The organism is Chryseobacterium sp. MMS23-Vi53 (assembly GCF_047651245.1).
Classification (GTDB): domain Bacteria; phylum Bacteroidota; class Bacteroidia; order Flavobacteriales; family Weeksellaceae; genus Chryseobacterium.
The window spans coordinates 336,494-350,162 of sequence record NZ_CP180265.1; the positions used below are offsets into that span (position 1 = coordinate 336,494).

13 protein-coding genes are annotated in these 13,669 nt (G+C 32.6%); 11 read left to right on the forward strand and 2 right to left on the reverse strand.

Annotated elements, in window-relative coordinates; genetic code table 11:
• Positions 1-346: 346 nt before the first annotated feature.
• The 11 genes from ACKX2A_RS01535 (at position 347) to ACKX2A_RS01585 (ending at position 12,140) form a co-directional block, all read left to right on the forward strand.
• A complete protein-coding gene (locus ACKX2A_RS01535) occupies positions 347-943 on the forward strand; it encodes a Crp/Fnr family transcriptional regulator (RefSeq protein WP_415327258.1) in 597 nt (198 codons plus the stop codon).
• 16 nt (positions 944-959) lie between these two features.
• Entirely contained in the window at positions 960-1,574 is a 615-nt protein-coding gene (locus tag ACKX2A_RS01540; RefSeq protein WP_415327259.1) for a Crp/Fnr family transcriptional regulator, read from the forward strand.
• Between the two features lie 247 nt (positions 1,575-1,821).
• Positions 1,822-3,957 carry a catalase gene (locus ACKX2A_RS01545; protein ID WP_415327260.1) on the forward strand — a complete coding sequence of 712 codons (2,136 nt, stop codon included), beginning with the start codon at positions 1,822-1,824 and terminating at the stop codon, positions 3,955-3,957.
• 58 nt (positions 3,958-4,015) lie between these two features.
• Positions 4,016-4,516, forward strand: a complete 501-nt coding sequence (locus ACKX2A_RS01550) for a CinA family protein (RefSeq protein ID WP_415327261.1) — start codon at positions 4,016-4,018, stop codon at positions 4,514-4,516.
• Positions 4,517-4,526: 10 nt separating this feature from the next.
• Positions 4,527-5,279 carry an SDR family oxidoreductase gene (locus ACKX2A_RS01555; protein WP_415327262.1) on the forward strand — a complete coding sequence of 251 codons (753 nt, stop codon included), beginning with the start codon at positions 4,527-4,529 and terminating at the stop codon, positions 5,277-5,279.
• Positions 5,280-5,395: 116 nt separating this feature from the next.
• Positions 5,396-6,052 (forward strand): DUF6766 family protein, encoded by a 657-nt coding sequence (locus ACKX2A_RS01560; protein ID WP_415327263.1) that lies wholly within the window; start codon positions 5,396-5,398, stop codon positions 6,050-6,052.
• A gap of 59 nt (positions 6,053-6,111) precedes the next feature.
• The gene (locus ACKX2A_RS01565; protein WP_415327264.1) at positions 6,112-6,792 is read left to right on the forward strand and encodes a response regulator transcription factor; all 681 of its coding nucleotides are present in this window, start codon (positions 6,112-6,114) and stop codon (positions 6,790-6,792) included.
• A 102-nt stretch (positions 6,793-6,894) separates the two neighbouring features.
• Positions 6,895-8,181 (forward strand): sensor histidine kinase, encoded by a 1,287-nt coding sequence (locus ACKX2A_RS01570; protein WP_415327265.1) that lies wholly within the window; start codon positions 6,895-6,897, stop codon positions 8,179-8,181.
• A gap of 167 nt (positions 8,182-8,348) precedes the next feature.
• Entirely contained in the window at positions 8,349-10,211 is a 1,863-nt protein-coding gene (locus ACKX2A_RS01575; RefSeq protein WP_415327266.1) for an LTA synthase family protein, read from the forward strand.
• Between the two features lie 96 nt (positions 10,212-10,307).
• Positions 10,308-11,096, forward strand: a complete 789-nt coding sequence (locus tag ACKX2A_RS01580; RefSeq protein WP_415327267.1) for a phosphatase PAP2 family protein — start codon at positions 10,308-10,310, stop codon at positions 11,094-11,096.
• A 9-nt stretch (positions 11,097-11,105) separates the two neighbouring features.
• Positions 11,106-12,140 (forward strand): sulfite exporter TauE/SafE family protein, encoded by a 1,035-nt coding sequence (locus ACKX2A_RS01585; protein WP_415327268.1) that lies wholly within the window; start codon positions 11,106-11,108, stop codon positions 12,138-12,140.
• 51 nt (positions 12,141-12,191) lie between these two features.
• Here the strand turns inward: ACKX2A_RS01585 and ACKX2A_RS01590 are convergent, their stop codons facing one another.
• Positions 12,192-12,554, reverse strand: a complete 363-nt coding sequence (locus tag ACKX2A_RS01590) for a winged helix-turn-helix transcriptional regulator (RefSeq protein WP_415327269.1) — start codon at positions 12,552-12,554, stop codon at positions 12,192-12,194.
• Positions 12,555-12,785: 231 nt separating this feature from the next.
• A complete protein-coding gene (locus ACKX2A_RS01595; RefSeq protein ID WP_415327270.1) occupies positions 12,786-13,595 on the reverse strand; it encodes an AraC family transcriptional regulator in 810 nt (269 codons plus the stop codon).
• Positions 13,596-13,669: the final 74 nt, after the last annotated feature.

Below are 13,669 nucleotides of genomic sequence, written 5' to 3' on the forward strand. Positions count from 1 at the left end.
CCCATCATTAATTCTTAAACCCGTTTTTATCAATTAAAACGGGTTTGATTTTTTTATCCGCTTTATTACCTTTTAGAAAAAATAGGTAATTATTCCTTATGACATCAGTTTTGATTTAATTAGAGAAAAAAGATGTATTGAAGTGAAGAAAGTACATGAAAACAAATAATAATTTATAAATTAAATTAAAAAAAAGCATTACGTTTAAATTATTCCCAATAAATAACTAAAATTTAACTTTGTTTTTAATGTAAAGGTTCGATTTTTGCATACTTATTAAACACCACAATTTTATTTCTACTTCAGATGTCAAAATTTTGAATTAAAGAAACAGTAAACAGCTAAAATGGTTATTAAAGAAGAAATTTTGCACTCAGCAGGAGCAAATATAAAAAATTACAGACCCTCGGAAAGCATTTTCAATGAGGGAGATATTCCTAACTTTTACTATCAAATTGTAAGTGGAGAGGTAAAACTTAATAATTACAGTGAAGAAGGGAAAGAAATTATTCAGACACTTCTGGAAGATGGACAAAGCATCGGAGAATCTTTGCTTTTTATCGATAAATTATATCCAATGAACGCAATTGCAATCACTGAATGTAGCGTTCTAAAGCTTTCTAAACCTATATTTTTAAATCTTTTAAAGCTGAATCCTGAAATTTGTCAGGATATGAATGCATTTTTGGCTCAGAGATTGTATTTCAGAACTGTAATGACGCAAAATCTGTATTCGCAGAGTCCTGCGTTTAAACTTAAAAATTTAATGGATTATCTTAAAAGTTTTCAGGATGATAAAACGCCTTATACTTTCACGATTCCATTAACAAGACAACAAATGGCAAGTCTCACAGGTCTTTGTGTAGAAACTGCTATAAGAACTATAAAAACAATGGAGCGGAACAATCTGCTCAAAATAAAGGATCGTAAAATTTTATATTAAAAAATAAGAAAAAGCCATGAAAACAATAAGTTGCATGAATATCGACCAAGATGTGCTTCGTTCATTTGGTGCCGAAAGTAAAACTTATAAAAAAGGAGATGTTATTTTTCGGGAAGGAGAAAATGCAGGTTATTATTATCAGATTGTAAGTGGAAAAGTAAAGCTTAACAATTATGATGAAGAAGGAAAAGAATTTATCCAAAATTTACTGGGTGAAAATCAGAGTTTTGGAGATTCTATTCTTTTTTTGGAAAGATTTCATGGAATGAATGCGATCTGCGTACAACCTGTCGAATTAATGAGGCTTCCCAAGAAGAATTTCTTTGAAATGCTGGATAAAAACCCTCATCTTTCCTTAGAAATGAATGCCTGTCTTTCGCAAAGACTTTATTTTAAATCTCTTATGTTGCAAGGTTTGGCTTCCCAAAATCCTGTGCATCGTTTAAAAGGTTTGCTGGATTACCTTAAAAGTTACCATAATGGCGAATGCGAACAATGTTTTAATGTTGAGTTAACCCGACAGGAAATGGCAAATCTTGTAGGTTTAAGAGTCGAAACAGTAATCCGTACTTTAAAAAAGATGGAAAAAGAAGGAAAGATAAAGATAGAAAACCGAAAAATCCTTTATTAAAGCCTCAAACATGACTTAGGTCATAAAATTCAGCTCTATTAAATAAGTAAATTTGATAGAGTATCATTTCACAAAACACAAAAGTTCTTTTACATCCAATACCAACGATTGAAAGAGTACAACCAAAACGGTTTGATTCTAATCGTTGCTATTAACTCTATTTAAAAACCTTTGAAATAAAGAATAATGACTTTTATTTGATTGTTTAAAAAAAGAAATTACACCACACCAACAAAAATATTAAGATATGAAAGACATTAAACAAACTAATGAAAAGTTAGATCAGCTCGAGTTGCACAGTACATCCAATGAAGATGAAAAACTGACAACCAATCAGGGAATAAAAATTAATGATAATCAAAACTCTCTGAAAGCAGGAGATAGAGGTCCAACCTTATTGGAGGACTTTATTTTAAGGGAAAAAATTACTCACTTCGACCACGAAAGAATTCCTGAAAGAATTGTTCATGCACGTGGCTCAGGCGCACACGGCGTTTTTAAATTAACTAAAAGTCTTGCAGAATATACCACTTCAAAATTTTTATCGGATGTTGGTAAAGAAACTCCAATTTTCGTAAGATTTTCTACCGTTGCAGGAAGCAGAGGAAGTTCTGATCTTGCAAGAGATGCACGCGGTTTCGCTGTAAAATTTTATACGGAAGAAGGAAATTATGATCTTGTTGCGAATAATATTCCAGTGTTTTTCATTCAGGATGCGATTAAGTTTCCGGATCTTATTCATGCCGTAAAACCTGAACCCGACAACGAAATTCCGCAGGCTGCATCGGCTCATGACACATTTTGGGATTTTATTTCATTAATGCCCGAAAGTATGCACATGATTATGTGGGTAATGAGTGACAGAGCCATTCCTAGAAGCTTGAGGATGATGGAAGGTTTTGGAGTACATTCTTTTAAATTTATCAATGAACAGGGGAAATCTCACTTTGTTAAATTTCATTTTAAACCAAAATTGGGTGTTCATTCTGTGGCTTGGGACGAGGCTCAGAAAATTTCTGGTGTCGATCCCGATTTTCATAGAAGAGACCTTTGGGATGCCATTGATAGCGGTAATTTCCCGGAATGGGATTTCGGTGTACAACTGATTCCCGAAGAAGATGAAGATAAGTTTGATTTTGATCTTCTTGATCCTACAAAACTGGTTCCTGAAGAGGAAGTTCCCGTAGAAATCATCGGAACATTTACATTAAATAAAAATCCGGATAACTTTTTTGCAGAAACAGAGCAGATCGCTTTTCATCCGGGACATCTCGTTCCCGGAATAGATTTCAGTAATGATCCACTTTTGCAGGGAAGATTATTTTCATATACAGACACACAATTGTCGAGATTGGGATCTCCAAATTTCCATGAAATTCCGATTAATAAATCAATCAATACCGTTCACAACAATCAGCGTGATGGACATATGAGACAGCAAATTGTGAAAGGAAAAGTAAGCTACGAACCCAATTCTATCGGTGGCGGATGTCCATATCAGGCAATGATGTCCGAAGGTGGTTTTACATCGCATCAGGAGAGAGTTTCAGGAACGAAAATCAGGGAAAGAAGTTTGAGTTTTGTTGAACATTATTCTCAGGCAAAATTATTTTACAATAGCCAATCCGAACCGGAAAAAAGACATTTACAAAATGCTTTGATTTTTGAATTATCAAAAGTTACAATTCCTGAAATCCGCGAAAGAATGGTTGGTCAATTGGCATTTATCGATAAAGATTTAGCGGAAAAAGTTGCTGCAAAATTAGGTTTAAAAGTTAAAAAATTAGACTCACCAAATCAAAGTATTCCTGCCGATGCAGATGCTTCCGAACTTCAAAGTGAAGAACGAGAATCTCACACCAAAACTTCTGATGCTTTGAGCATGCAGAACACTGTTAAAAATACCATTAAAACAAGAGTTATCGGATTTATTGCAGGAAATGGAGCGGATGCAAACTCTTTTAACGATTTAAAAACAAAACTCGAAAATGCAGGTGCGCAAGTACAGGTTATTGCTCCAAGTTTAGCACCTATTACATTAAACGACGGTAGTTCTGCAACGCCGAAACATACTTTAACCAATACTGCAAGTGTTTGCTTTGATGCATTGTATATCAGTGCTGGAGAAGATTCTGTAAAAGAACTTTCCCTTCCCGAAAATAGGCATAAAGTTTTGCATTTTATCAATGAAGCGTATATGCATTGTAAAGCAATTTCTTTCGGCAACGGAACTGAGAACTTGTACAAAAACAGTAATGTCGCCGCAAAAAAACATGATGATCCTGCAATTATAACTTGGGAAGATAATAATTCTGCGGATAAATTTATAAATGCTATTTCACAGCACAGAGTCTGGGATTTAGAAATCGAACGAAATATTTAAAAATAGAGTAAAATTTAAATAAGATCACACCTTTCACACCACTTAAAATATTAAAATTATGGAATTTCAAAAAAATCTTTTAGAATATATCAGCCAGTCTCTAATGACTGCAGATGAAACGATTTCTATTGTAGAAAGCGTTACATCAGGCTGTTTGCAGCTTGCTTTTTCACAAATGCCCAATGCTTCACTTTTTTACAAAGGCGGAATGACGGCTTATACTATATCTGAAAAAGTAAGGTTGCTGAATGTAGATAAAGACGAAGCTGAAGAATGCGATTGTGTTTCAGAAAATATCGCAGAAACTATGGCTTTGAATGCCGCAAGACTCTTCCAATCGGACTGGTCGATTGCGACAACAGGGTATTGTACACCCATAAGAAATTCAATGTATAAAATTTTTGCCTATTTCTCTTTTGCTTACAAAGGCGAAATAATTTTAACTAAAAAATTAGAATTACATCCAAAAACTCAAGCATTAAACGCCCAATTGTATTATACTGAATTTATTTTGGGATGTTTTAAAAGCGAAATGAATCAGATGTTAATTTTAAAGTAAAAATTTTAATATGCAGGAATTAAAATTAGAAAATAAATCCGTTCTTATTACCGGTGCAGACAGTGGAATCGGGAAGGCTGTAGCCCTGCTTTTTGCGCATCACGGAGCCAATGTTGCAATTATTTATCATTCTGATAAAGGAGATGCTGAAAAAACAAAAGCAGAAATTGAAAAATTGGGTAGAAAATCCGTCATTTTTCAAGGTGATATTAATGATTCTGAGTTCTGTAAAGAAACCACGAAAAAAGTAGCTTCGGAATTTGGAGGGATTGATATTTTAATTAATAATGCCGGAGTCCAGTTTCCTACCGATAATATTGAAAATATGGAAGAACAAAATATTCGTAAAACATTTGATTCTAATATTATAGGAATGATTTTGTTGACGAAATTTGTTTTTCCTTATTTAAAACAGGGAAGTTCGGTCATCAATACAACGTCTGCAACCGCTTATCAGGGACACGAAGAATTGTTGGATTATTCAGCTACAAAAGGTGCAATTGTTTCATTCACAAGATCTTTAGCCTTACAGGCAAAGTCTAAAGGAATTCGTGTAAATGCCGTTGCTCCCGGACCCGTCGCAACACCTTTAACGGAAAAAACTTTCGGGGAAGAGGAAGAAGATGAAAGCAAACCACCTCTGGAAAGAAATGCTTCTACCGAAGAGATAGCGACAAGTTTTCTTTTTCTGGCAAGTGATGATGCAGCGCAAATTACGGGGCAGGCTCTTCATCCCAACGGTGGTCTTATCGTAAACGGATAAAAAGCTGTAAAAAAGTGGTTCGCCAGAAAGCGACTCACTGAATCTCAAATAATTTTATATATAGAAACTTGGGTCATTTTTGGCTCAAGTTTATTTTTAACATCAAAACTAAAAAGATGGCTAAGAAGAATTTTTTTTATCGTAATAGCTTAAGTATTGTCTTAATAATTTTAATGATTTCCTGTCTTTTCGGTCAATTTCTTACAGGTTGGAAAACAGAAAATAAAGAACTGTCAGAAAACGGAAAGGCATTGTTAAGTTTAGCGCAATATATTCACAGCGGGCACTTTATACAAGCCACTTTCGAGAATTGGGAAAGTGAATTTCTCCAGATGATGCTATATGTTGTTTTAACAATTTCTTTAAGGCAAAAAGGTTCCAGTGAATCTAAATCTTTAGAAGAAAAAGAGGAGGTCGATAATGAACCTAAACCTCATCCAAAAGCACCTTGGCCTGTAAAGAAGGGAGGAGTCTTGCTTGCCATTTACAAGCATTCTTTGTCATTGGCTTTTGCAATCTTGTTTATAGTAAGTTTTTCGCTGCATTTCTATGGAAGCCTTAAAGATTTTAATGAAGAGCAAATTATGAAAAATCAACCTACAACTACTGCATTGGATTATATTTCACAATCAAGATTTTGGTTTGAATCTTTCCAAAACTGGCAAAGTGAATTTCTGGCGGTTGCATCGCTTGTTATCCTCTCCATATGGCTTCGGGAAAAGGGCTCTCCGGAATCAAAACCTGTTGACATGCCTCATGACGAGACACCATAATTCATTTTTATTATATTTAATTCAAATTTTCTTCAAAATTGATTATGTAAATTAGCCAAATGAAAATCCTGATCATAGAAGACGAAACAGAACTTGCAAAAAGCATCGCAGAATATCTCTCCGAGGAAAATTATCTATGTGAATTTGCGACTACTTTCACCGAAGCCATGAACAAAATCGGAACGTTTTATTACGATTGTATCGTACTGGATATCATGCTTCCTGACGGAAATGGGCTTGAAATTTTGAAAGAAATAAAGAAACAAAATAAGCAAGATGGAGTGATCATTGTTTCTGCAAAAAATGCTTTGGATGACAGAATCAATGGTCTTCAGATGGGCGCAGATGATTATTTAACAAAACCTTTCCATTTGTCTGAATTAATGGCGAGAATATATTCTATCATTCGTCGAAAACAGTTTAATAATTCTAATATTGTCAAACAAAATGAATTGGAGATAGATATTTTGGCGAAAACGGTTTCTATAAATAATCAGTCTATCGCGTTGACCAAAAAAGAATTTGATCTTTTGCTTTATTTTATTGGAAATAAGAATAAAGTTATCTCAAAAAGTACTTTAGCAGAACATCTTTCAGGAGATTTTGCAGATATGTTGGATAATCATGATTTTGTTTATGCACACGTGAAAAATCTTAAGAAAAAATTGAATGATGCAGGTTGTGAACATTATCTGAAAACAGTTTACGGAACAGGCTATAAATGGGAAGCGAATGGATGAAACTGATGAATTGTGAATTATTTTATGTCAATTGTCAATATTATGGGATAAAATTCACAATTGACGATTCACTCTTGAAAAACTAAAATTACGTCATTTTACATGAAACGCCTTTTAAGCAAAGCAACCAGACCTTTTCTAATTTATGTCCTTATTATTTTGGTCATCAGTATTCCCGTCTATTTTTTGGTTGTTGATACCATTTGGAAAAACGAGCTTGATGAACACAACAAAACCATTGCTGAAAAGACCGCTTACGAATTTAATCATCTTAAGCTTTCGGACGAGGAATTGGAAAAAAGTATTGGTTTATGGCGACAAATTCAGCCTGAAACAAATATTGAGGAAATCTCGTTTAATAATTTAAAAGAAGACTTATATTTTACGGTAGAAAGACCAAAACCTTTTTCGGCAGATGTTGAAAATGAAAGATATAGATGTTTGAAAAAGGTTATTTACATTAATAATAAACCTTTTCTCCTAACGATTGAAACCAATATTGAGGAGTCTGAAGAAACTATTGGTGTAATTGCGATTACGACTACTTTTTTCTTTATTATGATCGTCGTTGGGTTGTTATTTTTAAACAGAAGACTTTCCAAAACGATCTGGCTTCCTTTTCGAAATACATTGGAAAAACTGAAAGATTTTAACCTGAATCATCAAAATAATATTGAATTTGAAAAAACAAATACCATTGAATTTGAAGAACTTCATCAATCATTGAATAAGCTGATAGAACATAGCATTTCGGTATATAAAACTCAAAAAGAATTTACAGAAAATGCTTCTCACGAATTACAAACCCCTTTAGCAATTATTAAATATAAACTTGATATTTTACTTCAAAACGAGAATCTTACGGAAAAGCAATACGAAATTGTTGAAGATATAAACAAGGCATTAACAAGAAGTTCAAGAATTAATAAAAATCTTTTATTGTTAGCAAAAATTGATAATAGTCAGTTTAATAATTCGGGGGAAATTCAACTTAATCTTTTGGTAAGTCAAAGCATTGAAATGTTAGAAGAACATTTTGAACAGAAGAGTATTTCTGTAAAATCTCAGATTTCTGCTAATGTCAAAGTAAATGCAAATAGTAGCTTAACAGAGGTTTTAATTAATAATCTATTAATCAATGCAATTCGTCATACTCCAAAAAACGGGGTAATTTTGATAAAGTTATCAGAAAAAAAATTCGAAGTTGTGAATTCTGGGGACAAAAAATTAGATGAGGATCTTCTTTTTAAACGTTTCTCAAGATTGTCAACAGATAGTAACGGAAGTGGTCTTGGACTGGCCATTATAAAGGAAATTTGTAAATCACAAAACTGGACAATTGATTATAAATTTGAAAACAATAATCACATTTTTGTTGTGATTTTCTAAAAATTCTAAATTTCTTCTAAATTGAGTCTTTACTTTGTATCTTTTAAAGATAAAGTATGGCTTCAGGAAAATTACAAAAATTATTTAAAGGAAGATTTTCAACATTTTTCAGTGTTTTAAGTTTATATATTTTTTTGTGTTTATTAATAAGAATTTCATTTCTTATTGTGTCTTCAAAAGATGTAGATTTTAATCCAATTTACATATTAAGAGCATTTTTTACAGGCTTAGGTTTCGACCTTACAATGGGATTGTTAATGCTCTCTTTGTACGGAATTTATCTTTTATTCCTGCCTAAAAAATGGATAGGATCTTTGTTTGATAAAAGTTTTACTTATTTTTATTTAAGTCTTATTTTTATTATCATTTACTTCAGTTTACTAGCCGAAATTCCTTTCTGGGATGAGTTTGGAGTAAGATTCAACTTCATCGCGGTTGATTATCTGATCTATACTTATGAGGTTGTGGAAAATATTAATCAATCTTATCCTTTGCCTTTAATTATTGCTGTTTTGGTAGGATTAATTGTATTAACATTTTTTCTATTTAAAAAGTTCAAAATCTTTAAAAATACATTCTCGGATAAAATATCAATAGGGAAAAGAGCATCTTACATCGTTCCCGCTTTAATTCTAGCTGGAGTTTTAGGCTTATTTATGAAAAATAAACAGGCCGATTTCAGCAATAATTTAGTTGTAAATGAACTTGGAAAAAATGGAGCATTTTCGTTCGTAACTGCTTTTAAATCAAATGAACTAGATTACGAAACATTTTACCCCAAATTGTCAGATAAAGCAGCTTATTCTACTTTAAAACAAAGCCTTTTACAAAATAATCAAAAATATGCGACTTCAAAATATGATGATATTTCGAGAATAACAAAAGGAGATAGTACTGAACAAAAGCCAAATATTATTTTAATTGCAATTGAAAGTTTCAGTGCTGAATTTCTTACATCTTTCGGAAACAAGCAAAATCTTACTCCGAATTATGATAAAATGGCGAATGAAAGTATTTTCTTTACCAACCTATTTGCAACCGGAACAAGAACTGTAAGAGGAATGGAAGCATTGACTTTATGTGTTCCTCCAACTCCTGGAAACAGTATCGTGAGAAGACCAAATAACCAGAATTTATTTTCGATTTCTACAATTTTAAAAGAAAAAAATTATCATCCGTACTTTATTTACGGAGGGGATGGATATTTTGATAATATGAACAATTTCTTTGGCGGACAAGGCTTTGATATTGTGGACAGAGATAGAGGAAATCCTTTGTCTGATGAGATTAAGACAAAAAGATACATGATAAAAGATAACGAAGTAAGTTTCGAAAATGCATGGGGAATCTGTGATGAAGATCTTTATAAGCAGTCTTTAAAATATGCTGATATAAATGCAAAAGCAAAGAAACCTTTCTTTCAATTTGTAATGACGACCTCAAATCATAAACCATATACTTTCCCGAACGGAAAAATTGATCTTCCACAAGGAGACAGAGATGCAGCCGTAAAATATACAGATTACGCTTTAGGAAAATTTATTGCTGATGCAAGAAAAAAGCCTTGGTTTAAAAATACAGTTTTTGTAATTGTTGCCGATCACTGTGCGAGCAGCGCCGGAAAATGGGAAATTAATATTGCGAAACATCACATTCCTGCAATTATTTATAACTTAAATCAAGCTCCTAAAAAAATCGATCGTTTGACTTCTCAAATCGATTTGATGCCGACTTTATTCGGTTATCTGAACTGGAATTATAAAACAAGTTTATACGGAAAAGACATTAACCAAACGAAGCCTGGAGACGAAAGAGCTTTCCTTGGAAATTATAGAACTTTAGGGCTTTTGAAGAACAATTTATTCACCCAAATTGACGACAGAAAAAGAGTGAAACAATTCAATGTTTCGGGTGCAGATCAGTCGCTTTCGGAGGTTAATTTCAAGAATGATGATCTTGTTGCAGAGACAATTTCTTATTATCAGACAGCAAGTGAAAGGTTTAAAAATGGTAAAATGAAAGAAAAATAATTTTTAACCATATTTAACAGTAATTATTCTAAATTTCTTCTAAATTCAATTGCAATTTTGTGTTAGTAATTAAGTTTAATAATACATTATTCAATTATGAAGTGTTTACTTTCCGGCTTATTTTTTATGTTAATAAGCCTTCATGGAATCCATGCTCAACAAGATAGTTTACAAGTTGAAAAAATTCAGGATAGTACATCTATTATAAAAAATTATTCAGAAGACAAAACGCATCAGTTAAGCTATAAAAAACTCATCATTCCGGCAGCTTTGATATCTTATGGAGTGGCGAGTTTAGCGATTGATGATCTAAAACAACTGAATGCTTCAACACAATACGAGATCAGCGAACACAAACCAGATCATATCAGGCTCGACAACTATACACAATTTGCACCTGCTGTTTTGGTGTATGGACTGAATGCTTTTGGCGTTGAAGGGAAACACAATTTCAGGGACAGAAGTATCATTTACGGAACTTCGATGTTGATTACTTCAGCAATTACAATTCCTTTGAAACATGCTGTAAAAGAGGAAAGACCCGATCAGTCGAACACGCTTTCTTTTCCTTCGGGACACACTGCGATTGCTTTTGCTTCGGCTCAATTTATGTTTCGCGAATATAAAGACACCAACTTTTTATTAAGTATTTCAGGCTATTCTCTTGCCGTTTTCACGGGAGTTTACCGAATGTTGAACAACAAACATTGGTTTGGTGATGTGATTGGGGGGGCTGGTTTCGGTATTCTTTCTACGGAACTGGCATATTGGCTGTATCCGAAAATTAATAACCTTTTGGGAGGAAAGAAAGAAAAATCTCAAGTAATGATTATGCCTTATTATCAAAAGGGAAATGCGGGAATTGGCTTCGTCAAAAATTTTTAAAATTCGGGTATGATTTTTCAGATAATTCTTCTGTTTGTAGGAACTATTGTTGCTTTTTGGATCAGCGCGATTTGTGGTGGTGGAGCAAGTTTGATTTTAATTCCAATTTTAAATTTAATGCTTCCGAGTTCTGTTGTACCATTTTCTTTAACAATCGGAACTTTCACCAGTTCGGCTTCCAGAATTGCTGTTTTCAAAAGACACATCAAATGGCAGATTTTCCTTTGGTTTGTCCCATTTTCTATTCCAGCCGTTTTATTGGGAGCTTGGCTGATTAAATACGTCAATCCTAATTATTTACAGTTAATTGTCGCTTTTTTTTTAGTTCTAAATTTACCTGAATTATTTAAATCAAAAAAGTCAGAAAAAGAAAATCAGAAACCTTATCCGAAGTTTTTATTAATAATCATCGGATTTTGTGCAGGTTTTGTTTCCGGAATTACAGGTGCAATTGGATTGTTGTTTAATCGCTTTTATTTAAGATTTGGTTTAAAAAAAGAAGAAATCGTAGCGACAAGAGCTGCAAATGAAATCTTTTTGCATCTGATTAAATTAATAATTTACATTTCATTAGGTTTATACTCCAATACTGCATTATGGTTGGGTTTAACGATTGCTGTTGCAACTATAATTTCATCCTACACTGTAAAACATATTCTTCCATATTTAAGCGAATTTTTATTCAAAAAAATAGGGTATGGCGCAATGGTTTTGTCGGGAATTGTATTGTTGATGGGCACTTCAGAGAAAATTATTCAACAAGATAAAATCGCTTTTTCTACGAATCGTGGTCAGAATGAATCCGAATCTGTTATTTCCTGGAGAAATACCGATTTTGTAATAGAATTTGCCTTTGATGATGGTTTTGAAGTTGAAAGACCAATCAATCCTGATGAACTTCCAGATCATTTGAAAGAAAAATATGAAACTTTAAAAAATCAATACGATAAGATCAATCTAGAAAAAGTTTTCACTTTTAGGAAAGAACCTGCTTACGAATTTTATTGTTATAAAGATGGGCATTTGACGAAAATTGAAGTTTAATATAATTTAGTTTAAAATTTACGGGCAGAACTCAATTCGCCCGTAATTTTTTTATTTCCTCTTATACAAAGATTCACGGTATTCGATTCCCCATTTTGCGATTTCATCAAGAATCGGAGCAAGAGTTTTTCCGTATTCTGTGATTTCGTATTCTACCGTTATGGGTTTTGTGCTGATTACTGTTCTGGAAATCAAATGATTCATTTCAAGATCCTGCAATTCTTTGGAAAGCATTTTTGCGGCAATTCCATCAACTTCACGGATCAGATCCATAAATCTCATTTTTTTGTCCTGCATTAAAGTCCCGATAATATGGAATTTCCATTTACCGGAAAGAATTTCCATAGCATCTTTAATCGCACCAATTCTTGTTTTACATAAAACAGTCGTGTTGTAAATAGGCTCTTTTTTCATGGTATTATAAAAATGGATGACAAATGTAGTGAAAAAACAAGGTAGTTTCTTACTGGTAACTAGTTTCCAAGAGGAAAGTAATAGTTGTAATCTATGTTTGTTGAATTATTTTTGCACAAACTTAACCATGAAAACTATAAATTATTTCGCCAAACCAAAGACAAATTATTTCTAAATTTTAGGAGCCTGGTAGATTGAGAATCAAAACACAAATAACATAAATTTACCAGGTTATTTTTGTTTTTTTAGAACCCTTGGTTTAGATTTCATAATGGCAAAATAAGATGAAGTAAAAGCAGATAAGCTTTGATAGCCAATTAAATATGATATTTGACTTAAAGTATATTGTTGCGTATCAATTAGTTCAATACTTTTCAAAATTCTAACCAGCTGATGATATTTCTGAAGTGTAATTCCAGTTTCATTTTTAAATATTCTCTGTAAACTTCTTACCGACATTTTTGCTTTTTCAGCGAGGTTTTCTATGTCTAAATTATACTTAAAATTTATGTTTAAATCATTACAAACAGGAATCAATCTTTCATCTGTAGGAACAGGGATTTCAAGATAATTGCTTTCCTTACAAAAATTAGGAAGACTTCTTAAAATTGCTTTAAAAAATATATCCTGTTCTTCATCTTCTCTTAAAGATTTATTCCATTTAGAAGCATAAAGTAGCATTTCTTTCAAAACTGGCGGAACAGAAAAAACCTGAACGTTCTGATAAAAATTTTTATTAAAAACAGTTTTGAAAAGAAAAACCATCAGATTAACAGCCTTTGCCTCTGAAGTAATTTTGTGCGCTTTTTTAGATGGAATCCAAATCACATGATTTTGTGGAACAAGATAAATTTTCCTGTCAATATGAAAATACTGATAGCCTTCTTCCACAAAAGTTAATTGAGCACGTTCGTGAGAATGCTCGTATTGATCGTGGTTCCAGTCTTTTTCACACCAAACATAAGCCTCTTTTTCAATGGTATCTACAAATTGACTATCGGTTTGTTCAGTTAAACCACATTTTATCTTGTCGTTTTGCATAAACTTTTTGGCAAATTTAATAAAAACGTCATTAGTAATTTTGCAATGTTAAAATTTATCACATTCAAAATGAA

Excerpts from the sequence above, each read along its gene's own strand:
- ACKX2A_RS01535 (WP_415327258.1), top strand. The coding sequence starts at position 347 with ATGGTTATTAAAGAAGAAATTTTGCACTCAGCAGGAGCAAATATAAAA.
- ACKX2A_RS01540 (WP_415327259.1), top strand. The coding sequence starts at position 960 with ATGAAAACAATAAGTTGCATGAATATCGACCAAGATGTGCTTCGTTCA.
- ACKX2A_RS01545 (WP_415327260.1), top strand. The coding sequence starts at position 1,822 with ATGAAAGACATTAAACAAACTAATGAAAAGTTAGATCAGCTCGAGTTG.
- ACKX2A_RS01550 (WP_415327261.1), top strand. The coding sequence starts at position 4,016 with ATGGAATTTCAAAAAAATCTTTTAGAATATATCAGCCAGTCTCTAATG.
- ACKX2A_RS01555 (WP_415327262.1), top strand. The coding sequence starts at position 4,527 with ATGCAGGAATTAAAATTAGAAAATAAATCCGTTCTTATTACCGGTGCA.
- ACKX2A_RS01560 (WP_415327263.1), top strand. The coding sequence starts at position 5,396 with ATGGCTAAGAAGAATTTTTTTTATCGTAATAGCTTAAGTATTGTCTTA.
- ACKX2A_RS01565 (WP_415327264.1), top strand. The coding sequence starts at position 6,112 with ATGAAAATCCTGATCATAGAAGACGAAACAGAACTTGCAAAAAGCATC.
- ACKX2A_RS01570 (WP_415327265.1), top strand. The coding sequence starts at position 6,895 with ATGAAACGCCTTTTAAGCAAAGCAACCAGACCTTTTCTAATTTATGTC.
- ACKX2A_RS01580 (WP_415327267.1), top strand. The coding sequence starts at position 10,308 with ATGAAGTGTTTACTTTCCGGCTTATTTTTTATGTTAATAAGCCTTCAT.
- ACKX2A_RS01585 (WP_415327268.1), top strand. The coding sequence starts at position 11,106 with ATGATTTTTCAGATAATTCTTCTGTTTGTAGGAACTATTGTTGCTTTT.
- ACKX2A_RS01590 (WP_415327269.1), bottom strand. The coding sequence starts at position 12,554 with ATGAAAAAAGAGCCTATTTACAACACGACTGTTTTATGTAAAACAAGA.
- ACKX2A_RS01595 (WP_415327270.1), bottom strand. The coding sequence starts at position 13,595 with ATGCAAAACGACAAGATAAAATGTGGTTTAACTGAACAAACCGATAGT.